This window comes from Mesorhizobium sp. ZC-5 (assembly GCF_025753855.1).
Lineage (GTDB): Bacteria > Pseudomonadota > Alphaproteobacteria > Rhizobiales > Rhizobiaceae > Neomesorhizobium.
In genome coordinates this window covers 967,957-990,979 of the sequence record NZ_JAOWPT010000002.1, presented here as the reverse complement: position 1 = coordinate 990,979, position 23,023 = coordinate 967,957, and the positions used below count along the sequence as shown (strand labels likewise).

The window sequence follows — 23,023 nt, the reverse complement described above, 5'->3', positions numbered from 1 at the left end:
CCTTTCAGCGTCCGAAACAGAATTCAGGCCCCGCGTGGCAGGACCGGTCCGGTTCAGGCGATGAAGGGCGGCGCGCGTATTGCCGGCGGCGGCTCGTTCAGCCGACCGGGGGGTATGTCGTCACTGAAGACCGAAGCGATCGTGTGGCGAAAGGCGACCGGCGCCGGAAACGCGAACTCGATCGCCGACGGCAGCTTTTGCTTGACGGCAATTCCGCCGCAGGCGCCGATGCATTGCGGGCAATGATCGGCGGTTCCGGGTGCCGGCAGGTTCTTGCCGTCCGGCGAAACCGTCTCCATGCCAAGCGTGGTGCAGATCACCCAGCCGTTCGCGGTGCTTGCGGCGTGTGCGGCAGCCAAGGGCTGGAAAGCATGGGAGAGCAGGACAAATGCACAGACGAACGCGAACAGCACGCGGTCACGCCGCAGCGCCGCAAACCATCCTTTTGCTTTCTGCCGATGTCCCATGGGTAAAGCGTTAGCCCAAACGGCGCGCTCTTTCCAGCTTCGTGGCCTGCGGCATCGGCGACCGCCGGCCATCAGGCCCTGGCGTGGGCTGGGCTCATATGTCGTAGAAACGGCTGATGATGCCCCACGCTTCGTCGGCGGTTTCGGCATAGTCGATGATGTCCTGGTCGCCTGGCGATATGGTGCCCTGCTCGGCCAGGAAATCGAGATCTATTGCGCGTTCCCAGAACGCCTTGCCGAAAAGAATGATAGGCACCCGTTCCATGCGGCCGGTCTGGATCAGCGTCAGCGTCTCGAAGAACTCGTCCATGGTGCCGAAGCCGCCGGGAAACACCGCGACCGCCTTGGCGCGCATGACGAAATGCATCTTGCGGATCGCGAAATAGTGGAAATTGAAGCACAGCTCCGGCGTCACATAGGCGTTCGGCGCCTGTTCGTGCGGCAGGACGATGTTGAGGCCGATCGACGGGGCTCCGACGTCGTCGGCACCTCGGTTTCCGGCCTCCATGACACCCGGCCCGCCGCCGGTCACCACGACATATTCGCGGTAATAGGATGCCGCCGACTGCTGCGAGCAGAGCCGCGCGAACTTGCGTGCTTCCTCGTAATATTTGCTGTTTTTCTCGAGGTTCTTCTTTTGTGTTTCGTCCTTCGCGGCCCAGGCTTCACCGCCCGGCTCTGGTATGCGCGCGCCGCCGAACATCACCACCGTCGAGCGGATGCCCCGCTCGGCAAGAATCATCTCCGGTTTCAGAAGTTCGAGTTGCAGGCGCACCGCGCGCAGTTCGCGCCGGGTCATGAACTCGTCGTCGGTCCAGGCAAGCCGATAGGTCGGCGCGCGCGTCTGCGGCGTATCCGGCGCGTTTTTCGCCCTTTCCAGATCCTCGTCCGAATGCGGCAGCGGGGACCAACCCGCCTTCTCCATGGGATTCATATTCAGGTCCCGTCCGATCTTGTCTCATGCGGCGTCCCGTGACGCATGGCGCGATTGACCCCCACCAAGCCTTGACATAGGGTCCGCGCGATTTTCCAACAGCCTAAGGCCCTCGGCCTTAACAGCACGTGTAGCGGAGCCTCTTGCCATGCCGAAGACCGATCTGACCAGCCTTGAAAAGACGGTCGAGAAGGCATTCGACGAGCGCGATAGCATTTCCACGTCGACCCGCGGCGAAGTGCGCGAAGCCATAGAGGCTGCGCTCGATCTTCTCGACCGCGGTCAGGCACGTGTCGCCGAACGCCAGCCGGATGGCAAATGGCAGGTGAACCAGTGGCTGAAGAAGGCCGTCCTTCTGTCCTTCCGGCTCAATCCGATGGAAATCATCAAGGGCGGCCCCGGCGACGCTGTCTGGTGGGACAAAGTGCCGTCGAAATTCGACGGCTGGAGCGCCAACGAGTTCGAAAAAGCCGGCTTTCGCGCCGTGCCTTCATCGATCGTGCGGCGCTCGGCCTATGTCGCGCCGGGCGCCGTGTTGATGCCGTCCTTCGTCAATGTCGGAGCCTATGTCGATAGCGGCACCATGGTCGACACCTGGGCTTCGGTCGGCTCCTGCGCTCAGATTGGCAAGAACGTGCATCTTTCCGGCGGTGTCGGCATCGGCGGCGTGCTGGAGCCGATGCAGGCCGGACCGACCATCATCGAGGACAATTGTTTCATCGGCGCGCGCTCGGAAGTCGTCGAAGGCTGCATCGTCCGCGAAGGTTCGGTACTTGGCATGGGCGTCTTCATCGGCCAGTCGACCAAGATCGTCGACCGCGCCACCGGCGAGGTTTTCTACGGCGAGGTTCCGCCGCATTCGGTGGTGGTCGCCGGTTCGCTGCCCGGAAAGCTTAATCCAAACAACGAACCAAGTCCGAGCCTGTATTGTGCGGTGATCGTAAAACGTGTCGATGAAAAAACCCGGTCGAAAACCTCGATCAATGAACTCCTCAGAGATTGATCTTTGGGTGAATCGGTCGCACCTTCCCACACGCGCGGCGGGAACCGCGCAATATTTCAACGGAGGGGTGACATGGACTGGAAATATCTCTTCACGAGTTTCGACGGTCGTATCAATCGTGCCAAGTTCTGGGCCGGCGTCGGCGTTCTTTTCGCGATCGGTATCGTCGCTCAGATCATCGACGCCTTGCTCGGAACCACGGGTGAGAGCGGATTGGGCATCGTCGGGGTCATCGTCATGCTCGCATCGATCTATCCGGCGCTTGCACTCTACGCAAAACGCTGGCACGACCGCGACAAGTCGGGCTGGTGGAGCCTGATTGCATTGATACCGCTGATCGGGGCTGTCTGGCTGCTCGTCGAACTCGGCATTCTCGAAGGCACCAGGGGTGCCAATCAATACGGACCGGATCCTCTTGCCTGACAGTTCACAATTAACATGGCTTTTCTTCAGTCTTTCTGGCCGCGTCAGCCGCGCGGCCTATTTTCTTGCCGGGCTGCTTCTGGCAATTGCGCAGGCGCTGCCGCTCTACCGCTTCATGCTGGTGCCGGAGGACAGTCCGCAGGGTCAGATGTGGGCGGTCATCTTCGGCCTGGTCTTCTTCGCGTCGTTGTGGTGCAACGTGGCGCTCGCCGTGAAGCGCCTGCACGATTTCGGCAAGCCAGGCATCCTCGCCCTCTCCTTGTTCATACCGGTCGTTTCGATGGTCGCGTTTCTGGTCCTGTGCTTCCTTCCCGGCGACAGGGGCGCCAATCAGTACGGCGCCAGGACCAACGCCCCTTCGTCTGATTAGACCATGACGAGCACGGCGCGTGATGAAAGGATGATGCATTACCGGGCGCTGAACCCGGAGCTCATCCTGGCCACGGCCGAACTGCTGCAGCAGCGGGTGTCGGAGCGTTTTCCGGATTCAGGACTGCGCAAGGTCGCTACCGAGCTGGTCAGCCTCGCGCACGACATGGCGAAATCGGCCAAGGCGCTGGAAACGCCGATCTGGTGGCTCCGCATCCTCATCGGCATCGTGATCGCCGGCGGCGGAGCGGTCTTCTTGTTTGTCGGCACCCTGCTTTCCTTCGATCGCATCTCGACCGGCGCGTTTGATTTCGTGCAGGGCATCGAGGCGTCGCTCAACACATTCCTGCTTGCCGGGCTTGGCTTCCTGGCCCTGGTGCGCGCCGAAGAACGGATCAAGCGCAAGCGGGTCTTCGAGGAACTGCATAGCCTGCGCTCGCTCATCCATGTCATCGACATGCATCAGCTGACCAAGGATCCGGCGGCTCTGTCCACTAACTTCAAGCCGACCAGGAATTCGCCGCAGCGCATCACCAACAGCGCCGATCTCGCCCGCTATCTCGATTATTGTTCGGAGATGCTGTCGATAACTGGCAAGCTTGCCGCGCTCTTTGCCCAATCGGTCAACGACGATGTCGTCGTCGACGCCGTCAACAGCGTCGAGGAACTCGGCTCGAACCTGTCGCGGAAGATCTGGCAGAAAATCACCATGATCGAGACGTCGGGGCGGCTCAGGTCCAACCCGAAGACGGGATGACGATCCCGACCTCACCTGGCCCAGTGCGAACGGACTGTTAAGCCTGTCGCTCATTTACCAAAAGTGCTTCTCTCCGAACGCCGCATCCCGGTGACAGTCCTTTCGCTTTCCGATAATTCTCCGCTCCATGAGTCTGCCCACCGATCCTGCCGCCAATCTGGCCACCCTGATCCGCTGCCCGTCGGTCACGCCCGCCGAAGGCGGTGCCCTTTCGGCTCTCGAGGACATGTTGAAGCCGGCGGGCTTCGCGGTCGAACGCCCTGTCTTCTCCGAAGACGGCACGCCGGATATCGAGAACCTCTATGCGCGCCTGTCGGGCAACGGCCCGCACCTGATGTTCGCCGGGCACACCGACGTGGTACCGGTCGGCGATGCAGCCTCCTGGACGCATCCGCCCTTTGCGGCGGAGATCGCCAACGGCGAAATGTACGGGCGCGGCGCCGTCGACATGAAGGGCGGCATAGCCTGCTTTGTCGCGGCCGTGGCCCGCCACATCGAAAAGCACGGCAAGCTGAAGGGCTCGGTTTCTTTCCTCATCACCGGCGACGAGGAGGGACCGGCGATCAACGGCACGGTGAAACTGCTCGAATGGGCTGCCGGTAAGGGCGAGAAATGGGACGCCTCGATCGTCGGCGAACCGACAAATCCCGAAAAGCTCGGCGACATGATCAAGATCGGCCGGCGCGGCTCTATCTCGGGCATTGTCACCGTCAATGGCCGCCAGGGCCATGTGGCCTATCCGCATCTGGCCGACAATCCGGCGCGCGGCATCGTCACGCTGGTCGAGGCGCTGCTGTCGCCGGCCTTCGACAAGGGCACCGGGGATTTCCAACCGACCAATCTCGAGGTGACGTCGATCGACATCGGCAACCCGGCAACCAACGTCATTGCGGCGAAGGCAACCGCAGCGTTCAACATCCGCTTCAACGACACGTGGACCGCCGAGACCGTCCAGGCCGAAATTCACAATCGTCTCGACCGCGCCGCCGGCCGCCGCAAGTTGAGGCCCGGCCGCAAGCAACCGATCGACTATGAGATCGTCTGGCGCGACCGGCCGAGCCATGTCTTCCTGACACGTGACGACCGGCTGATCGAGACGCTTACCGGCTCGGTCGAGGCAGTCATCGGCAGGACGCCGGCGCTCTCCACCTCCGGCGGCACTTCCGACGCGCGCTTCATCAAGGATTATTGCCCGGTGGTGGAATTCGGTCTGGTCGGGCAGACCATGCATATGGTCGACGAACGGGTAGCACTCGCCGACCTCGAAACCCTGACGCAGATCTACGAGCGCTTTCTCGAAGACTGGTTCGGCTGAGCAACCAGATGCCGCCCGCCGAAGATATCCAGCAATATCTGACCGGCGCCTGGCGCCTAATGATGGGCAAGCCCGACGGCATCCGGCTGCTCGACATCTCCGCCGACGGCTTCTGGAACTCGTTCTTCGCGATCGTCGTCTCGCTGCCGGCCCTTGTCGTGGGCTGGGTCGCGGTCGCCAACGAACTCAGCCAGGACCCGGACATCGCCGGCGGGCGCTTTTCGATCTTCCTGCGGCTCGGCCTGGTCGACATCGGCGCATGGGTGCTGCCGCTCGCCGCACTTGCTCTGGTGGCAAAACCTGCCGGCATCGGCGGCCGCTTCGTCCATTATGTGGTGGCCACCAACTGGGGTTCGGCGCTGATCGTCTGGTCGATGCTGCCGCCGGCATTGCTGCGGCTGTTTTTCCCGTCCGCAAGCGACACGGCATCGGTCATTTCACTGGTGCTCTTCGTGCTTTCACTGGTGCTGTCGTGGCGGCTCACCAACATGGCATTGGGCCGGGGACCGGCGATCGCCTCCGCCGTGTTCGCCGGCATGTTTGCCGTATCGCTCGCCGTGCTGTTCGGGCTGCAGGCGATGTTTGGCCTCGCCGGTTAGCGAAAAGCACCCGCCAGCGCTGCAACCAGGGTCAGCGCCATGGCTACGAAAGCAACCGCGGCAAAGCCATGGTTGGCATAAAGCGGGCCAAAGGAACTGGTCCCGACGAACACCGCCAAATAGGTGACGGCGCTGTTCAGGCCCATGATCGTGCCGCGCTGCGACGGATCGATTGCCGTCAGCCGCATGATCAGCAGGTTGAGGCCGAAATGGTTGAACAAGCCCCACAGGAAAACCATCACCAGAACCGCCGCGAAACTGTCGCCGGTCAGCGCGAAGAGAAGATAGACGGCCGCCACGGCCATAAAGGCGATCGGCATCAGGCGACGCGCCCCCACCCGGTCGGCGAAGCCGTCCAGAAAAGCCGCACCGCCAAAACCCAGGCCGTAGACGAGGGCGACCAGCCCGTTGGCGCTGACCGGCTCGCCCAGGTCGTTGTGGAGATGGGCGCCAAGATATCCGTAGACACCGTAGAACGCCGCCATGAAGGCGCCGCACGCCAGCAGCAGCGGCTTCACCCCGGTTATCGCCAATGCCGCGAAGGGGGACGGCGCCGCTCCGGCGGCCTGCTCCCTTCCATGCGGCAGCAGTGACAACCCGGCAATCGCGACAACCGACAGCAGCGCGACGGCGACATAAACGGCGCGCCAATGGATGAAGTCGGCGAGCACCGCCGACAGCGATACGCCGGCGATCATGCTCAAGGTCCAACCAGTCAGCACCACGCCGATGGTGCGGCTTTCGCGGCCGGGCGGCGCGATGGCGGCAGCGCTGGCATAAATCGCCGGCAAGGCGACGCCCGAGGCGATGCCGGCGACGAGCTGTGCGGCAATCAGTGCCGACACAACCGGAGCCGCGGCGCTGAGCAGCATCGCGGCAGCCAGCAATGCCATGACGAGCCGCAAGACACGGCGCGCGCCGAGGCGGTCGACATGGCGGGCAAGAAACAGCGCGCTTGCCGCCGTGCCGAGGCCGAAGGCTGCCGACGCCATCATCACGGCTGGGACTCCCGCGCCAAGCGATTGCGCCACTTCCGGCGCGATCGGCCCGAGCACCAGTGAGTTCGAGCCGATGACGCCGATACAGCCGGTCAGCACATAGGCAGCGCGGGGGATGCCGCCCTGTTCCGCGGCATAGTTGTCGAATGGTTGATCTATCTTCGCCATATCTGCATGATGGCAGAATGACATTCGGCGACAAGAAGGAATCCGACTATGGATCAAGAAACAGATAGCATTCGGCAGAGCAGGCTTCCGAGCCGGGAACTCGACGCCGCCGACCGAAGATTGTTAGGCGTTCTGGTCGAGGACGCGACCGTCAGCTATGCCGAGCTCGGCGAGCGGGCCGGACTTTCCGCACCCGCCGCGCATGAACGTGTTAAGCGTCTGCGCCGCTCCGGCGCCATCCGTCGCACCGCCGCGATCATCGATCCGAAGGCGATCCACAAGCCGCTGCTCGCCTTCGTCCACGTCGATACGCGGGGCTGGGGCAAGACGCCCGAACTGATGGCGATCTCGGAATGTCCGGAAGTCGAGGAGATCCATTCGGTCGCCGGCGACACCTGCATGCTGCTCAAGGTACGCACCGAAGACACCCGCGCACTCGAGGGTCTGCTGTCGCGTCTTTACGAAACGCCGGGCGTGGTGACGACCCGCAGCTATGTCGTGCTGTCGACCTATCTCGAGCGCACGGTACAACCCGGAAGCACGAAGGAATGGCCGGCGCCGCGTCACATGGCGCAGCCGATCTATTGATTTGCTTCTCAGGCTTCCGGGTAGTCGACCTTGACCAGGTAGAGCCCGTCGGGCGGCGCTACCTGGCCGCAGGCCGCGCGGTCGCGCGCCGCCAGCGCCTTTTCCAGGTCCGCGGCCGTCCAGCCGCCTTCACCTACCCGCTTCAGCGAGCCGACCATCGAGCGGACCTGGTTGTGCAGGAAGGAGCGCGCCGACGCCCGCACCTCGATCGCATCGCCGGAGCGTGTCACGTCGAGCCGGTCGAGCGTCCTCACCGGAGAAACTGCCTGGCATTGCGTCGAACGGAACGTAGTGAAATCGTGCTTGCCGATCAGCAATTGCGCGGCGTCATGCATGGCTGCGTGGTCGAGCCGCTTCGGCACCCACCAGGCCTTCTTCTGCTCCAACGTGAGCGGCGCGCGGCGGTTGACGATGCGATAGAGATAATGACGTCCGGTTGCTGAAAACCGCGCATCGAAATCGTCGGCCGCGAGCGAAACGGCGGTGATCGCCACAGTCTCCTTCGCAACCTGCAAATGCGCGTTGACGGCATCGCGCACCTTCTGCGCCGGCCACTCCTTTGCGAGGTCGACATGCGCGACCTGGCCCGTCGCATGCACGCCGGCATCGGTGCGGCCGGCACCACGCAGCGACACCTGCTCGCCGCAAAAGCTCAGGAATGCCCGCTCGATCGCCGCCTGCACGGAGGGCTGGTCGGCCTGCCACTGCCAGCCGGCATAGGCGCTGCCGTCATATTCGATGTCGAGACGATAGCGCGGCATTCCGGAGCCAGTGTGCCGATCAGGCTGCGAGCGCGGAACCGAAGGCCGGGGCGTAGTCGAGCCGGCCGGTCTCAGGTGCCTCGCCCCAGGCCAGCGCTTGCAGCGCTTCGCCCTGATAGTCGCTCTGGAATTTTCCCGCACGCTGATGCGTGTAGCCGAAGCGGCCATAATAGGCGGGATCACCAAGCACGACCGACAGTGTCTCGCCGGCATCCTTCAGCTTGAGATGTGCCTCGCGGATCAGCGCGCCGCCAATGCCCGTGCCGTGAAACGACGGCTCGACCGCCAGCGGCGCCAGCGCGACCGCTGCGAACTTCTTGCGACCCTCAGCCACGTAGAGCCGCGAGAACAGGATGTGGCCGACGACCTGGCCTTCTTCTTCGGCCACCAGTTCGACGACCGCGTCGCCATCTGTGATCAGCGCATCGACCAGCCCGGCTTCCGACTTTTGCCCGAACGCATGCTCTTCGACGAGGCGGATCGCAGCGCGATCCCTGGGCGTTGCCGCCCTTATCGACATCATGCTCATGACAGTTTCATTCCTTTTTCCAGTTTCGTACCGCGCAGGAATTCTTCCGCGCCCGCAGGCTTTCCGCCTGCCCGTTGAACTTCGACCAGCCTGACCGCACCGTCTCCACAGGCGATTGTCAGCCGGTCGTCGAGTATCCTCCCGGGATTCCCGTTCCCATCGGCCAGCGCGGAACGCAGCAGCTTCAACCGTTCCATTTTGCCGCCGGCTTCCATTTCAGACCACGCGCCGGGAAAGGGCGACAGCCCGCGGATATGGTTATGCACATCCTTTGATGGAAGGCTCCAGTCGATCCGCGTCTCCGCTTTGTCGATCTTTTTGGCGTAGGTAAGGCCATCGGCCTTTTGTGGTGCCAGCGTCACCTCGCCTCCCTCCAGCGCTTTCAACGCCTCGACCATCAAGGGCGCACCCGTCTCCATCAGCGCGTCGTGCAACTCGCCGGCCGTCATGTCCGGTCCGATGGCGACGCGGCTGGTCAGTGCCACCGGCCCGGTATCGAGGCCTTTCTCCATCTTCATGATCATCATGCCGGTCTCGGTATCGCCCGCCATGATCGCCCGCTGGATGGGTGCGGCACCACGCCAGCGCGGCAGCAGCGAGGCATGGCCGTTGTAACAGCCAAGCCGCGTGCCTTCGAGAATGGCTTTTGGCAGCAGCAGTCCGTAAGCCACCACCACCGCGACGTCGGCATTCAACTCGCGGAACGCCGCCTGTTCTGCCTCACCCTTCAGCGAGATCGGCGTCCGCACCTCCACGCCCAGCCTTTCGGCCTCGCGCTGCACCGGCGACGGCGTCAGCTCAAGCCCGCGCCGTCCTGCCGGCCGTGGCGGCTGCGTGTAGACGGCAACGATCTCGTGACCCGCGTCGGCAACGGCGCGCAGCATCGGCACCGAAAAGTCCGGCGTTCCCATGAAGATGACGCGCAGGGGCATTTTCCCTTATCCCACCATGCGCGTGGGCGGCTTGTCCTTGGCGAGCTTCTTGAACTTCTTCATCACCATGTCGCGTTTCAGCTTCGAGATATGGTCGATGAACAGCACGCCGTTGAGGTGGTCGATCTCGTGCTGCAGGCAGGTCGCTAGCAGACCTTCCGCCGCTACTTCCTGCTGTTTGCCATCGCGGTCGAGATATTTCACCCGCACCGACGCCGGGCGCTCGACTTCGGCATAATAGTCGGGGATCGACAGGCAGCCTTCCTCGTAGACCGAACGCTCGTCCGAGCTTGCGAGGACTTCCGGGTTGATGAATACCTGAGGTGCCGGCTCCTCGCCCTCCTTGGCGAGATCGATCACCAGCATACGCAAGGGTTCGCCGACCTGGATCGCGGCCAGCCCGATGCCGGGCGCGTCGTACATCGTATCCAGCATGTCGCCGGCGAATTTTCGCAATTGCGCATCGACCCGCTCCACCGGCTTGGAAACCTGGCGCAGGATCGGATCGGGAAGAATGATGAGCGGCTTGATCGACATCACGCTCACCTAAGGTTTCTCGGCAAAAGCGTCAACCGGAACGGATGTTCACTGTTCTCGTTTTGATCTGTCACGGCAGGCCGAATCGGCTATGCTCGCGCGATGAACGATCTTTTCACGATCCTCGCCGAACCCGTCGCCCGCCTCGGCGCCACCACGATAACACTCGGCCAGGTGCTGAGCTTTATCGCGGTGCTTTTTGTCGCGCTTCTCATCGCGCTGGTCGTGTCGCTCTGGCGCTCGGCCAAGGCGCGCGCGGTCGCGGCGGCGGAGGCAGCCGATCACGCCCGCGACACCGAAGCGCGCATGGCGGGCATCCTGCAGTCGCAGGCGGAAATGCAGGGCAGGCTCGGCGCGGTCGCCGACGTCTTCGGCGCGCGGCAGGCGGAACTGACGCAGTCGATCGGTCAGCGCCTCGACGCGATGACTGGACGGCTCGGCCAGACGATGACCGAGCAGACCCGCTCGACCCACGAGAGCCTGGCCAAGCTGCAGGAGCGGCTGGCCGTCATCGACACAGCGCAGACCAACATCCAGTCGCTCGCCGGCCAGGTGGTGCAATTGCAGGCGATCCTCTCCAACAAGCAGACGCGCGGCGCCTTCGGCCAGTCGCGCATGGAGGCGATCGTCGCCGACGGGCTGCCGCACGGCGCCTACGAATTCCAGGCGACGTTGTCGAACGGCAGCCGACCCGATTGCCTGGTCCGGATGCCGAACGACACGCCTTCGCTGGTGGTTGACGCCAAGTTTCCCTTGGAAGCGTGGAATGCTATCCGCGCGGCGGAAGGCGAGGCTGCGCAGAAGTTCGCCGCGCAATCCTTCCGGCGCGATATCGAAGTTCACATTCGCGACATCGCCGACAAGTACCTCATCTCCGGCGAGACGCAGGACACCGCCTTCATGTTCGTGCCGTCGGAATCGGTGTTCGCCGAGATCCACGAGAATTTCGAGGCGCTGGTCCAGCGCGCCCACCGCGCCCGCATCGTCATCGTCTCGCCATCGCTGTTGATGCTGTCGATCCAGGTCATCCAGTCGATCCTGAAGGACGCCCGCATGCGCGAACAGGCGCACCTGATCCAGGGCGAAGTCATCCGCCTGATGGAAGATGTCACCCGCCTCGATGAACGGGTACGGAAACTGCAGAACCATTTCGGCCAGGCGACACGCGACATCGACGACATCCTCGTCTCGTCGTCCAAGGTCACAAAGCGCGGCCAGAAGATTGAAGCGCTCGAGTTCGGCGCCGCGCCGGCGGAGGCCGAGGGCGACACGGCGGGGCGAAACAACGCAAAGCCGGATGCCGTCCGCATCGCCGATTCCAAGACAGGCCAACTGCGCTTGCGCGTGGTGGAAGAAGGCGACGCCTGACCGGCGCGATCAGACGTCGGCTCCGGACGGCGGCGCCACGACCTTCATCTTGCGCTTTTGCCATGTCCCGGTCGTCTGCGGCTTGATGAACAGCGCGGAGATTTCCGGCCTGGCCGCGCGTATCCCGGCCTCCAGCCGCTCGACGCAGGTTTCGATTTCCGGCGCGGTAAGCCTATCCTCGAATTCTATGCTCAGCGCCGCGACGATTTCTTCGGGACCCATATGGACGGTCAGGATGCCGTTCGCCCGCTGCACATCCGGATCGCCTTGCACGATCGCCAGCACCGCGGCCTCAACCTCCGGCAGGGCCGGCTCGCCCATCAGCAGGCCCTTGCTCTCTCGTGCCAGGAAGATGGCCGTCGAAGCGAGGATCAGGCTGATGCCGATCGATGCGATGCCGTCGAATTCCGGCATTGCCAGCAGGTCGGCTGCGAGAATGCCTGCAAAGGCGATGAAGAGACCAAGCAATGCGGCGCTGTCTTCGAACAGCACCGTGTAGACGCTTGGATCCTTGCTCCGGCGCACCGCCGCGAAATAGCCGAGCCCGCCCTTGGACTTGCGGAATTCCTTCAGCGCCACCCACCAGGAACCGCCCTCGAAAAGCATGGAAAGCCCGAGCACGACATAGTTCACCATCGGATTGGTGACCGGCTCAGGTTCCAGGATATGAAGAACGCCCTCGTAGAAAGAAACGCCGGCGCCGAGCGCGAACACCAGCAGCGCGACGATGAAGCTCCAGAAGTACAGTTCGCGACCGTGGCCGAGCGGATGCGTCCGGTCGGCGGGGCGTGCCGCGCGGCGCAGACCGTAGAGCAGCAGCAGCCCGTTGCCGGTGTCGACGAGCGAGTGAACGCCTTCGGACAGCATGGCGGAGCTGCCCGTGAAGAAGGCCGCGGCGAACTTCGTCGCCGCGATCAGCAGGTTGCCCGCCACTGCAGCATAGATGACCTTTTTGGAACCTGAATGTGCGGCCACTGGCGTCTCCGAGCTCTCCGGAACTTAATCTTCCGCCACTGGTAGTCCAGCAACTTGCCGACGGCCAGGCTGCGGTTCGCCGCCGTCATTTCTCCCCTTTTGGGGGATGGCCGGTAAAGCCTCTTGAACCGGCGAATATATTCGGCATGATTCGCGTCGCCAATCGGAGGACGAATCATGGCAAAAGGTGCGATGAGACCGAACAAGGAAGCCAAGAAGCCGAAGAAGGACGCCAAGAAGCCGGCAGCGGCGAAAGCGGCTCCTGCAGCGGCTGCCAAGAAGGCGAAGTAGAGCCGGGCATCCAAACGGAAAACAGTCTCGTCCGGTCGCGAGACCCGCGACCGGACTTTTGTTGAACGGCCGGAGACAAAGCCTATATATCAGACGCGCAAGGACGGCCTTGCGTTTGCCATAGCCCCGGCCGGGACGACCCGCCAAGAAAGCGAGTCCTGATCATGGCTTGGATTTATCTGTTCTTCGCAGGCATCTTCGAAATCGGCTGGGCCATCGGTCTCAAATACACGGTCGGCTTCACCCGCCTCATGCCCACATTGCTCACCGTCGCCAGCATGATCGTGAGCCTCGGCCTGCTCGGCTTGGCGCTGAAGACACTTCCTGTCGGCACCGCCTACGCGATATGGACCGGCATCGGTACGGTGGGCACCGCCCTGCTCGGCATCTGGCTGCTCGGCGAGCCGGCGACCGCGGCGCGCCTCGCCTGCATCGCGCTCATCGTTTCCGGTATCGTCGGATTGAAACTGGTCGCGTGACGCAGCAAACACCGCGGCCGAACGGGTCGCGGTGTTTCATCCTGCATAAGGAATGCCCGGCGATGCCGGACAACTTTACTTGCCGCCGAAACCCGGAGGGACGCGGCCGACACGCGACTTGCGTGCCGCGTAACGCGCGTCGCGCTTGGCCTTGCGTTCGGCCTCGTCGGCCAGCAGGCGCGCGATGCGCTCGTTTTCCTCGGCTTCGCGCTGCTTGGCCTCGGCCTGGGCGGCCTCTTCGGCGGCAAGGCGTGCTGCCTCGGCAGCCGCCTCACGCTCGGCGCGTTCCTTTGCCTCGCGAGCCAGTCGTTCCTGCTTCTGCTTTTCCCTCTCGGCCTCGCGGATGGCGCGTGCCTCGAGGATCGCCTTGCGCTCGGCCTGCCTTGCCAGTACCGCCGGATCGTCGGCTGCCGGCTTGGCCTTGAATTTTTCGAGCATTGCCCGCTTCGCTTCGTTCGCCGCACCACGGCGTTCGAAAATGTCTTTTTCTCGGTAGATAGCCAAATCTCACTTCCCTGGAGTCATGTCGCGACGCTTACATACGCGTGGAAATCGAGAGTTCAAGCGCCAAATCAGCACAGCTGCCATGATTTCCGACCGTGTTGCCGTAAGGAAACGCAGGTGGCAGCGCAACAGGCCATAAGTCGAAATACACTGTTCACTCGCTTGCCTCTGGCGGCTTGACCCCACCGTCGCTACCTGTAGTGGCAACAACCATTTCAGGATGATCCCATGGAACTCGGCCTCTACACCTTCGCCGATGTCAGTCCGGTGCCCGGCCCGGGCGCGATCGGCCCGCATCAGCGCTTGCGCAACCTGATCGAGGAGATCGAACTCGCCGACCAGGTCGGCCTCGACGTGTTCGGCCTCGGCGAGCATCACCGCCCGGACTATTCCGCCTCGGCGCCTGTCGTGGCTCTCGCCGCGGCGGCTGAACGCACCAAGCGCATCAAGCTCACCAGCGCCGTCACCGTGCTTTCCTCCGACGACCCGGTGCGTGTCTTCCAGCAGTTCGCGACGCTGGACCTCCTGTCCGGCGGCCGCGCCGAGATCATGGCTGGTCGCGGCTCGTTCATCGAATCGTTCCCGTTGTTCGGCTACAATCTGGAAGACTACGACGAGCTTTTCGCCGAGAAGCTGGACCTGCTTCTCGGCCTCAACGAAAGCGAACGTGTCACCTGGTCGGGCACGCATCGTGCGCCAATCAACGACCGTGGCGTCTATCCCCGCCCCCATAACGGCACCCTGCCGATCTGGATCGCCGTCGGCGGCACGCCGCAGTCCGTTGCGCGCGCAGGCGCCCTCGGCCTGCCCTTGGCACTTGCCATCATCGGCGGCGAGCCGGCACGTTTCGCGCCGTTGTTCGATCTCTACCGCGAAGCCGCCAGACGCGCCGGGCAGGATCCGCAAAAGCTGGCGACCAGCATCAACGTGCACGGCTTCGTCGCCGAAACCACCGACAAGGCGGCCGACGATTTCTACGGACCGCAGGCCGAGGTGATGAACCGCATCGGCCGCGAACGTGGCTGGGGTCCGACCAACCGCGCACATTTCGACCAGGCGCGGTCGCCCGCCGGCGCGCTGTTCGTCGGCGACCCGGAGACGGTGGCCGAGAAGATCGTGGCACAGCACAAGATCTTCAAGAACGATCGCTTCCTGCTGCAGATGGCGATCGGCATCATGCCGCACGACAAGGTCATGAAGGCGATCGAACTCTATGGCACCAAGGTTGCGCCGATCGTCCGCAAGGCGACGGCAGGTATGCCAGCCGTCGCCGCGCAATAAGTCTTCGTCAGGCTGGAGTGCATTGTACCGCTTCGTTGCGGAGGCGGTGACCCGTCCCTATATCGGACGGGTCACCCTTCGGATAATCCACGCATGACTGACGCTTCCTTCGACCTCGACGTCTATTGCGCCCGCATCGGCTACGACGGTCCGCGCGAAGCATCGCTGGAGGTGTTGCAAGCGCTTCATCTGCTGCATCCGCAGGCTATCCCGTTCGAAAATCTAAACCCGTTTCTCGGGCTGCCGGTAAAGCTCGACATTGCTTCGCTCCAGGCGAAACTGGTCGATAGCCGGCGCGGCGGCTACTGCTTCGAGCACAATCTTTTGTTCATGCGCGCACTGGAGGCGCTGGGGTTTTCGGTAACCGGCCTCGCCGCGCGTGTGTTGTGGGGGCAGCCGGATGACGCGATCACGCCGCGCGGCCACATGCTGCTGCGCATCGAACTCGACGGCAGAACCTATCTCGCCGACGCCGGCTTCGGTGCGCTGACGCAGACAGGCCCGCTGCTCCTGGTGCCAGATCTCGAGCAGGAAACCCCGCACGAGCCGTTCCGCATCGCGGAGACCGGCGATCATTTCCGGATCCAGGCCAGCGCCGGCGGCGAATGGCGCACGCTCTATCGCTTCGACCTGCAACGGCAATACGAAGTCGACTATATCGCGGCCAACTATTTCCTGTCGAGCAGCCCGGACTCGCATTTCCGATCGTCTGTCGCCGCCGCCCGCGCGGTCCCCGGCAAGCGCTATGCGCTGCGCAACAACCGGCTTTCAGTCCATCACACCGGCAGCCGCTCCGAACAGCGCGAGATCGAAACTGCCGCGGAACTCGCCGAAACGCTGGAAACCCTGTTCGACATCGAAATTCCCGACCGCGCCGCCTTCGAAGCGAAGGTTCAGGCCGCCAACATCTTGGAGACCAGGATATGATCCCCCTTTCCGTTCTCGATCTGTCACCGGTCGGCGAAGGCAGCGATGTCAGCCAATCACTGAAGAACACGCTCGACCTCGCCCGTCATGCCGAGCGTCTCGGCTACAAGCGCTACTGGCTCGCCGAACACCACAATATGCCCGGCATCGCAAGTGCGGCCACCTCCGTTGTCATCGGGCATGTCGCTGGCGGCACCTCGACCATCCGCGTCGGCGCCGGCGGCATCATGCTGCCCAATCATGCGCCGTTGGTGATCGCCGAGCAGTTCGGTACGCTCAACGCCCTCCATCCCGGCCGCATCGACCTCGGCCTCGGCCGCGCACCCGGTACGGACATGGGCACGGCGCGCGCTCTTCGCCGCAACATGGACGCCGGCGTCGACAGCTTCCCGCAGGATGTCGTCGAACTGATCGACTATTTCCGCCCGGCCGAACCCGGCCAGCGGCTGCGCGCCGTTCCTGGCGAGGGCCAGAACGTGCCGGTCTGGATACTCGGCTCGTCGACCTACGGCGCCCAGCTCGCCGCCATTCTCGGCCTGCCCTATGCCTTCGCCTCGCATTTCGCGCCGGCCGAACTGGAGCACGCGATCGACATCTACCGCTCGCGTTTCCAGCCGTCTGAACATCTCGACAAGCCTTACCTGATGCTCGGCCTCAACGTCTTCGCCGCCGCGACGGACGCCGAGGCGAAGCTGCTGTTCACGTCGCTGCAACAGGCCTTCGTCAACCTGCGCACCGGGCGCCCCGGCAAGCTGCCGCCGCCGGTGGAAGGTTATGACACGCAGATTGATACCGCCGCCAAGGTCATGCTCGAGTACGCTCTCTCCTGCGCCATCATCGGCTCGCCGGAAACCGTGCGCAGCGGCCTCGACGCCTTCATCCGCCGCACCGGCGCCGACGAGCTGATGGTCACCGCGCAGATACACGACCACGCGGCCCGGGTTCGCTCGTTCGAAATTCTCGCCGATGTGCATCGGGAGTTGGCCAAGGCGGCTTGAGGCGCCGCCTCTTCCCTTCTCCCCTTGTGGGAGAAGGTGGATTGGCGCGCAGCGCCAAGACGGATGAGGGGTTTGCCGCAGATACCCCTCACCCGGATTGCCATCGACTTGCTTCGCAAGTTCGGGCAATCCGACCTCTCCCACAAGGGGAGAGGCAAAAGCTACCGCACCGCCTCCACCAAACCCTTGTCCGGAAAACACGTCGCCGCCTTACCGTTCTTCGCCTGCCATGCGCCGATCGAGCGGCGGGTCTTGAAGCCGGGCAGACCGTCGGCGCCGCCGACATCGTAGCCGAGCTTTTCCAGCCCCCGTTGCAGGGCCGCGACATCCGACCGGTAAAGCCCGCCGACCTTGCCCCACGAGCCGGCAAAATTCCTGTCGCCATGCGCAATACGGTCGGCGCCGTGGCCGATGAACAGCGCGTAGAGATCGCTCTCGTTGTACTCCTTCAGCACGTAGAAATTCGGCGTCACGATGAAGGCGGGACCGCTGCGTCCGGCCGGCATCAGCAGGAACCCCTCGGCGCGTGCCTCGTTGGCCGGAAACGGCTTGCCGTTGACGCGCGAGATGCCCATCGCCGCCCATTCCGAGATCCGCTTGCCCTGGTCCGGACCTTCCAGCGCACAGGAAACGTTCTCCGGCACCGCCACCTCGAAACCCCAGTCGCGGCCTTTCACCCAGCCATAGTCGACCAGATAATTGGCGATCGAGGCCAGTGTGTCGGGTGTGGAGTTCCAGATGTCGGCGCGGCCGTCTCCGTCGAAATCGACGGCGTGTTTCAGGAATGAGGTCGGCAAGAACTGCGGCTGGCCAAGCGCACCCGCCCATGACGACTTCATCGCCTTGGGGCTCGCCAGCCCGCGTTCCACCATCTCCAGTGCAGCCAACACCTCGGTCCGGAACATGTCCTTGCGCGTGGCGAGAAACGCCTTGGTGCCGAGCACCTCGAATGCGTCGTAGGGGATCTTCGCGGCGCCGAAGCCGGATTCGCGACCCCAGATCGCCAGCACCACGCTGCCCGGTACGCCGTATCTTTTCTCGATCGCCGCGAGTGTCCTCGCATTCTGCCCCGCCCGTGCCCTGCCGCCGCCGGTGACGCCGCCGATCTTGCCGAAATAACTGCCGGGCGAACCGAACTCCGCCTGATGCTGCTTCTTCGGCGTCGTCGGCTTGGCGCCCGGCATCACCAGGTCCGGCAGTTTCAAATTGGGCTTCACGCCGGCGAATGCCGTGTCGAACGTGGCCTTGGAAATTCCCTTGGTCTTCGCCTCCGGCCACAAATCGTTGGCAAGCCAGGCGCGGAACTGGTCGTCGATTTTTGCTGCCGAGGCGGGATAGGCGAAAACCAGCGACAGGCACGCGAGCATGATCAGCGGCAGTACCCCACGTTGCCCCCCTCTGTCCTGCCGGACATCTCCCCCACAAGGGGGGAGACTGGCTCGAAATTTCGCTTTCGCCAATCGCCAAGATCGCAGAAAGGGCGGCAACGCCGAAGCTGCCAATCTCCCCCCTTGTGGGGGAGATGTCCGGCAGGACAGAGGGGGGCGCCGTAGAGTGCTGTTCATGAAGGCCTCTTTGCCCATGAAATACGTCAAAACGCCGTCCGCGACCGCAGCGCTGCCGCCAAGGTTCCTTCGTCGAGGTAATCCAGTTCGCCACCCACAGGCACGCCATGCGCCAGTCGCGTCACCTTGATCTCGAAACCTTCCAGCTGGTCTGTCAGGTAATGCGCCGTGGTCTGGCCCTCGACGGTGGCATTGACGGCGAGGATCACTTCCGCGACATCGCCCTCGGCGGCCCGCGCCACCAGTTGCTTGATGTTGAGCTGGTCGGGACCGATCCCGTCGAGCGGCGACAGCGTGCCGCCGAGCACATGATACCGGACATTCATGGTGCCTGCGCGTTCCAGCGCCCACAGGTCGGAAACGTCCTCGACGACGATCAGGATAGTGCTGTCGCGACGCGGATCGGTGCAGATGGTGCAAGGGTCGATCGTATCGACATTGCCGCAGGTTGAGCACACCCGCACCTTGTCCACCGCCTCGGCCATGGCGCCGGCGAGCGGCACCATGAGTTGGTCCTTCTTCTTGATCATGTGCAATGCTGCGCGCCGCGCCGAGCGCGGCCCGAGCCCCGGCACCTTGGCCAGCAGCTGGATCAGACGTTCGATTTCGGGACCGGCGACTCGCTTCGACATCGGTCCGGTTTATGATTTTTCCGGCACGAAGGGAATTGCCCGCCGCTCGTGCATTCAGGCGGCAGGCTTCGCCTGTTCGAGTATCCAATGCCTGAATGCGCGAATCTGTGCCTCCTCCCGGCGGCTTGGCATGATGACCAGTTGATATTGCAAATCGGAAACGACGCTCTCCGTGAAGCATCTCACCAGCCGGCCGGCCGCCAGGTCGTCCGTGACCAGCGAGCTTCGCACAAGAGCGAAGCCGGCACCGCTACGGCAGGCATCCAGCATTTCCGGGAACGTACGGTATGAGGGACCGCCATCGAAATCGTGCTTGTCGCTGTCACCGTAGATCTGGCCATGCCAGCGGCGCCAGTCGAGCACCGTATAGCGGGCACCCTCATAGCGCAGCAGCGGTGCCGTTCGCATCCCTTCCCTGCGCGGCAGCTCGCGCGCAAGTTCCGGCGCGCAGACAGCGAACTCCTCGTCCGCCGTCAGTCGCTCGGCGCCCCGTTCCAGCATTCCGCCCGACAGCCATATGGCAACGTCGATATCGTCGTTGACGACAAGGGCGCGCCGATACTGCACCGTCACGCTGACATCAACCTCCGGATGCGCATCGCAAAAGCCGGTCAGTCGTGGCGTCAGCCACTGCGTCGCAAACTCCGGAGACGTCGAGATACGGAGCTTCGGACTGCCCAGCGACCGGCGCGCGCGGCCCAGTGCCTGTTCCAGGTTTTCAAGAGCCCCCACAACATCCGGAAGAAGCCCCTGCCCGAGCGGCGTCAGTTCAACGCCACGCCGGTCGCGTACGAACAGCCGTCCGCCGATCCAGTCCTCGAGCTGCGCGATCTGATGGCTGACCGCCGTTTGGGTGACAGCCAGGTCGTCGGCGGCCATCGTGAAACTTTTCAGGCGCGCGACAGCCGTGAAGGCGCGCAGCGTCTGCAATGGCGGCAATCCCGAAGGCAAGGTCTGCATGAATTTTCCTCATGCATTAGGTGACGAACGTTCGTTTTACGCCGCTCAAGCTTGCCAGCAAACTGCCTTCCATGAAAGGACGCCGGTCAACATTCATGAAGAAAATCGCTAGAGCCTGGAGGATTGCGCGAACAAGCCTCGGATCGCGTGCAAGCGAGCGGTGTAGAACACCACCTGCATTTCTGCACGACGATCTCGGCCTACTTCGCAAGCCGGAACGGCGGCCGTGGCAAGACTACTTATGAGATTGCCGGCCCAAGAGCATTTCGGCCAGCCGTCAGGCGCAGAGATCTATTCGAACGGCCGGTCCTGCGTCATGAGCAAGGCGCCGATGGCGTCTGCCGACTCGGCGCTGGCTTCATAGGACATCACCGGCTCCTGCGGCGCCGACAGGCTGCTTGCCTGGAAGTCCGCCGGCAGCGTTGCCCGCATGGGCGCGGCTGCAAACCGGTCGCTGTTCGGCTCGGCCGAGGCAAGCTGGGTCGATTGCGATTCCGCCGAAGGCTTCGCCGATGCCGGCAGGGGTGCCGCTTTCGGCAATTTCTGCGGCGCCTGCTCGGCCGACGCAACCATCGTCTCGGCGGCTTCCGGCGCCGTCGGCTGCGTTACCTTGCGACGGCTGCGCTTCTCGTAGAAGGCGTTGCCGCCGGCGACCGTCACGTAATGCATGTTCTTGTAGGGGAATTTCAGCCCGGCGGTGTGGAAGAACATGACTTCTTCCTTCACCTTGGGATGGCGCTCGCCCTTGAGCACCGCGTCGGCGGCCGCGGTCACGTCAGGCAACGCCTTGGAATTCATCTTGCGGGTCATAACGCCCGGCGCGAACTGGCCCTTGGCGCCGACGACATCGCACACGTCGTCGCCGTATTTGCCGGACTTCAGCCGGTTCATCACCACCGAGCCGACAGCAACCAGCCCGTCGCGGCTCGAGCGGTTGGATTCGAAGAACATCGCCCGCGCCATGCACTCCTTGTCCTTGGTCGTAGCGGCGTAGGGTTTCGTGGTGCTGCTGGAAAGGGAAATCGCATCCGTCAGCTTGCCGGTGCTCTGAGTGCAGCCGGCCAGCAGGAACGGGGAGGCAGCGACGACGAGCAAAAGCGGCGTCTTCCATCTCCCGGCGATCACGAACAACCCCTCATCATCTCTCCGGTGGCAGTTTCCGTTGCGGCGAGAATGGGACACTTTCAGGCGAAAAGATGGCCAAAACAATCCCTCTGCCAGTCTAGATAGAAAGCGTTTACCAACCTTTACCTCCCTGGATTGCGGGCCTTGCCACACCGGAAAAGCCGAAGCGAAGCGTTTTCCCCCCGCCGCGGCCACACAAACCGCTTTGGCGGCATGCCATTTTCGGCACCAGTGCTGAAAATCCAGCAGGATCAACTTTGATTAACGCTGGAGACAAATACGCAAAAGACCGCGGCGTTCTCTCGAGTGCCCGATCCAAAGAAGCCGACTCGCGCAAATGGCTCAGCGTCCACGCGCAACGCGTTGGCCCAGGGTCACTTCCGGCGGCTGCTCTCCGTGAGGATTGTGGTATGGATGGCAGGAAAGCCTTGCCCACCCCGACGTCAGGAAAATCCGTGAAAGCCGTTCTGTTCGAAGAATTCCGCCAGCCGCCTGCCGTTCAGAACGTCGCCGATCCCGCCCCGTCCCCAGATGGTGTCGTCATCAAGGTGGAGGCGACCGGCCTCTGCCGCAGCGACTGGCATGGCTGGATGGGCCACGACGCCGACATCCGGCTGCCGCATGTGCCCGGTCACGAACTCGCCGGCACCATCCGGGCCGTCGGCAGCCGGGTGACGCGCTGGCGGGAAGGAGACCGGGTCACGGTGCCGTTCGTCGGCGGCTGCGGCCACTGCGCGGAATGCAACTCCGGCAACCACCAGGTTTGCGAGCGCCAGTTCCAGCCCGGCTTCACCGCCTGGGGTTCGTTCGCCGAATATGTCGCCATCGACTTCGCCGACACCAATCTGGTGCGCCTGCCCGAAACGCTCGACTTCACCACGGCGGCGAGCCTAGGCTGCCGCTTCGTCACTTCGTTCCGCGCCATCGTGGACCAGGCCCGCGTGCTGCCTGGCGAATGGGTCGCCGTCCACGGTTGCGGCGGCGTCGGCCTCTCGGCCATCATGATCGCTTCGGCGATGGGCGCCAATGTCGTGGCAATCGACATCGCCGACGACAAGCTGGACTTCGCCCGGCAGATTGGCGCCGTCGCCACGGTCAACGCATCCGGCAACCGTGACGTCGTGGAGGCGGTCAGGGACATCACCAAAGGCGGCGCGCACGTGTCGATCGATGCCCTCGGTCATCCCGCGACCTGTTTCAACTCCATCGCCAATCTGCGCCGGCGCGGCCGCCATGCGCAGGTCGGACTGATGCTCGGCGACCACAGCCATCCCAAAATTCCGATGGACAGGGTGATCGCCTGGGAACTGGCGATCCTCGGCAGCCACGGCATGCAGGCGTTCCGCTACGGCGCCATGATGGACATGATCGCAACCGGCAAGCTTTCGCCGCAAAAGCTGGTCGGCAAAAAGCTCAGCCTCGACGAAGCGCCCGCCGCGCTGATGGCGATGGATACATTCGACGGCATCGGCATCGGCGTGGTGACACGGTTTTAGAGAGTAGAGAGTAGAGAGTAGAGAGTAGACTGATCTATCGCA

Annotated in this window: 26 protein-coding genes; 13 read left to right on the top strand and 13 right to left on the bottom strand. The window is 63.6% G+C overall.

Annotation, left to right across the window (positions count from 1 at the left end; all coding sequences use genetic code 11):
• Positions 1-53 precede the first annotated feature (53 nt).
• Both OHD58_RS08190 and OHD58_RS08185 read right to left on the bottom strand, forming a co-directional pair.
• Positions 54-467, bottom strand: coding sequence for a hypothetical protein (locus OHD58_RS08190; protein ID WP_263802612.1), 414 nt, complete (start codon positions 465-467; stop codon positions 54-56).
• Positions 468-561: 94 nt separating this feature from the next.
• Positions 562-1,401, bottom strand: coding sequence for an LOG family protein (locus OHD58_RS08185; protein WP_263802611.1), 840 nt, complete (start codon positions 1,399-1,401; stop codon positions 562-564).
• Positions 1,402-1,549: 148 nt separating this feature from the next.
• Between OHD58_RS08185 and dapD the strand changes: the two genes are divergently transcribed.
• From dapD to OHD58_RS08155, 6 genes are all read left to right on the top strand, one after another.
• Positions 1,550-2,404 carry a 2,3,4,5-tetrahydropyridine-2,6-dicarboxylate N-succinyltransferase gene (gene dapD / locus OHD58_RS08180; protein ID WP_263802610.1) on the top strand — a complete coding sequence of 285 codons (855 nt, stop codon included), beginning with the start codon at positions 1,550-1,552 and terminating at the stop codon, positions 2,402-2,404.
• A 72-nt stretch (positions 2,405-2,476) separates the two neighbouring features.
• The gene (locus OHD58_RS08175; protein ID WP_263802609.1) at positions 2,477-2,827 is read left to right on the top strand and encodes a DUF805 domain-containing protein; all 351 of its coding nucleotides are present in this window, start codon (positions 2,477-2,479) and stop codon (positions 2,825-2,827) included.
• The gene (locus tag OHD58_RS08170; protein ID WP_263802608.1) at positions 2,820-3,197 is read left to right on the top strand and encodes a DUF805 domain-containing protein; all 378 of its coding nucleotides are present in this window, start codon (positions 2,820-2,822) and stop codon (positions 3,195-3,197) included. The genes OHD58_RS08175 and OHD58_RS08170 overlap by 8 nt, the downstream gene beginning before the upstream one ends.
• A 33-nt stretch (positions 3,198-3,230) precedes the next feature.
• Positions 3,231-3,953, top strand: coding sequence for a hypothetical protein (locus tag OHD58_RS08165; protein WP_263802755.1), 723 nt, complete (start codon positions 3,231-3,233; stop codon positions 3,951-3,953).
• 127 nt (positions 3,954-4,080) lie between these two features.
• Positions 4,081-5,268 carry a succinyl-diaminopimelate desuccinylase gene (gene dapE, locus OHD58_RS08160; protein WP_263802607.1) on the top strand — a complete coding sequence of 396 codons (1,188 nt, stop codon included), beginning with the start codon at positions 4,081-4,083 and terminating at the stop codon, positions 5,266-5,268.
• 8 nt (positions 5,269-5,276) lie between these two features.
• Positions 5,277-5,867 carry a transporter gene (locus OHD58_RS08155; protein WP_263802606.1) on the top strand — a complete coding sequence of 197 codons (591 nt, stop codon included), beginning with the start codon at positions 5,277-5,279 and terminating at the stop codon, positions 5,865-5,867.
• On the opposite strand, the gene OHD58_RS08150 is transcribed toward OHD58_RS08155, so the two are convergent.
• Complete coding sequence (locus OHD58_RS08150; RefSeq protein ID WP_263802605.1) at positions 5,864-7,033, bottom strand: MFS transporter; 1,170 nt, start codon at positions 7,031-7,033, stop codon at positions 5,864-5,866. The genes OHD58_RS08155 and OHD58_RS08150 overlap by 4 nt on opposite strands.
• 48 nt (positions 7,034-7,081) lie before the next feature.
• Here OHD58_RS08150 and OHD58_RS08145 point away from each other — a divergent pair, with 48 nt between their 5' ends.
• Positions 7,082-7,621 (top strand): Lrp/AsnC family transcriptional regulator, encoded by a 540-nt coding sequence (locus OHD58_RS08145; protein ID WP_263802603.1) that lies wholly within the window; start codon positions 7,082-7,084, stop codon positions 7,619-7,621.
• An 8-nt stretch (positions 7,622-7,629) separates the two neighbouring features.
• Here OHD58_RS08145 and truA read toward each other — a convergent pair whose 3' ends face one another.
• Genes truA through def form a run of 4 tightly spaced genes read right to left on the bottom strand, consistent with a single transcriptional unit; the run spans position 7,630 to position 10,380 of the window.
• Positions 7,630-8,382: a tRNA pseudouridine(38-40) synthase TruA gene (truA, locus tag OHD58_RS08140; RefSeq protein ID WP_263802602.1), complete on the bottom strand. Its 753-nt coding sequence runs from the start codon at positions 8,380-8,382 to the stop codon at positions 7,630-7,632.
• Between the two features lie 19 nt (positions 8,383-8,401).
• Positions 8,402-8,911 carry a GNAT family N-acetyltransferase gene (locus tag OHD58_RS08135; protein WP_263802601.1) on the bottom strand — a complete coding sequence of 170 codons (510 nt, stop codon included), beginning with the start codon at positions 8,909-8,911 and terminating at the stop codon, positions 8,402-8,404.
• Positions 8,908-9,843: a methionyl-tRNA formyltransferase gene (fmt, locus tag OHD58_RS08130; RefSeq protein WP_263802600.1), complete on the bottom strand. Its 936-nt coding sequence runs from the start codon at positions 9,841-9,843 to the stop codon at positions 8,908-8,910. Before fmt ends, OHD58_RS08135 begins: the two co-directional genes overlap by 4 nt.
• 6 nt (positions 9,844-9,849) lie before the next feature.
• The gene (gene def, locus OHD58_RS08125) at positions 9,850-10,380 is read right to left on the bottom strand and encodes a peptide deformylase (protein WP_263802599.1); all 531 of its coding nucleotides are present in this window, start codon (positions 10,378-10,380) and stop codon (positions 9,850-9,852) included.
• A 102-nt stretch (positions 10,381-10,482) separates the two neighbouring features.
• On the opposite strand from def, the gene OHD58_RS08120 reads away from it, so the two are divergent.
• Positions 10,483-11,748, top strand: a complete 1,266-nt coding sequence (locus OHD58_RS08120; RefSeq protein ID WP_263802598.1) for a DNA recombination protein RmuC — start codon at positions 10,483-10,485, stop codon at positions 11,746-11,748.
• A 9-nt stretch (positions 11,749-11,757) separates the two neighbouring features.
• Here OHD58_RS08120 and OHD58_RS08115 read toward each other — a convergent pair whose 3' ends face one another.
• Positions 11,758-12,723: a cation diffusion facilitator family transporter gene (locus tag OHD58_RS08115; RefSeq protein ID WP_263802597.1), complete on the bottom strand. Its 966-nt coding sequence runs from the start codon at positions 12,721-12,723 to the stop codon at positions 11,758-11,760.
• Positions 12,724-13,178: 455 nt separating this feature from the next.
• Between OHD58_RS08115 and sugE the strand changes: the two genes are divergently transcribed.
• Complete coding sequence (gene sugE / locus OHD58_RS08110; RefSeq protein WP_263802596.1) at positions 13,179-13,493, top strand: quaternary ammonium compound efflux SMR transporter SugE; 315 nt, start codon at positions 13,179-13,181, stop codon at positions 13,491-13,493.
• 75 nt (positions 13,494-13,568) lie between these two features.
• On the opposite strand, the gene OHD58_RS08105 is transcribed toward sugE, so the two are convergent.
• Positions 13,569-13,997 (bottom strand): DUF6481 family protein, encoded by a 429-nt coding sequence (locus OHD58_RS08105; RefSeq protein ID WP_263802595.1) that lies wholly within the window; start codon positions 13,995-13,997, stop codon positions 13,569-13,571.
• 228 nt (positions 13,998-14,225) lie between these two features.
• On the opposite strand from OHD58_RS08105, the gene OHD58_RS08100 reads away from it, so the two are divergent.
• From OHD58_RS08100 to OHD58_RS08090, 3 genes are all read left to right on the top strand, one after another.
• Positions 14,226-15,278: an LLM class flavin-dependent oxidoreductase gene (locus tag OHD58_RS08100; protein ID WP_263802594.1), complete on the top strand. Its 1,053-nt coding sequence runs from the start codon at positions 14,226-14,228 to the stop codon at positions 15,276-15,278.
• Between the two features lie 93 nt (positions 15,279-15,371).
• Entirely contained in the window at positions 15,372-16,205 is an 834-nt protein-coding gene (locus OHD58_RS08095) for an arylamine N-acetyltransferase family protein (RefSeq protein WP_263802593.1), read from the top strand.
• Entirely contained in the window at positions 16,202-17,203 is a 1,002-nt protein-coding gene (locus OHD58_RS08090) for an LLM class flavin-dependent oxidoreductase (RefSeq protein WP_263802592.1), read from the top strand. The genes OHD58_RS08095 and OHD58_RS08090 overlap by 4 nt, the downstream gene beginning before the upstream one ends.
• A 161-nt stretch (positions 17,204-17,364) precedes the next feature.
• Here the strand turns inward: OHD58_RS08090 and OHD58_RS08085 are convergent, their stop codons facing one another.
• The 4 genes from OHD58_RS08085 to OHD58_RS08070 form a co-directional block, all read right to left on the bottom strand.
• Positions 17,365-18,570, bottom strand: coding sequence for a lytic murein transglycosylase (locus tag OHD58_RS08085; RefSeq protein WP_263802591.1), 1,206 nt, complete (start codon positions 18,568-18,570; stop codon positions 17,365-17,367).
• A gap of 224 nt (positions 18,571-18,794) precedes the next feature.
• Positions 18,795-19,400 (bottom strand): recombination mediator RecR, encoded by a 606-nt coding sequence (gene recR, locus OHD58_RS08080; protein WP_263802590.1) that lies wholly within the window; start codon positions 19,398-19,400, stop codon positions 18,795-18,797.
• 54 nt (positions 19,401-19,454) lie between these two features.
• The gene (locus OHD58_RS08075) at positions 19,455-20,360 is read right to left on the bottom strand and encodes a LysR substrate-binding domain-containing protein (protein WP_263802589.1); all 906 of its coding nucleotides are present in this window, start codon (positions 20,358-20,360) and stop codon (positions 19,455-19,457) included.
• A 291-nt stretch (positions 20,361-20,651) separates the two neighbouring features.
• Positions 20,652-21,485: a cell wall hydrolase gene (locus OHD58_RS08070; RefSeq protein WP_263802588.1), complete on the bottom strand. Its 834-nt coding sequence runs from the start codon at positions 21,483-21,485 to the stop codon at positions 20,652-20,654.
• A 455-nt stretch (positions 21,486-21,940) separates the two neighbouring features.
• Here OHD58_RS08070 and OHD58_RS08065 point away from each other — a divergent pair, with 455 nt between their 5' ends.
• Complete coding sequence (locus OHD58_RS08065; protein WP_263802587.1) at positions 21,941-22,981, top strand: zinc-dependent alcohol dehydrogenase family protein; 1,041 nt, start codon at positions 21,941-21,943, stop codon at positions 22,979-22,981.
• Positions 22,982-23,023 lie beyond the last annotated feature (42 nt).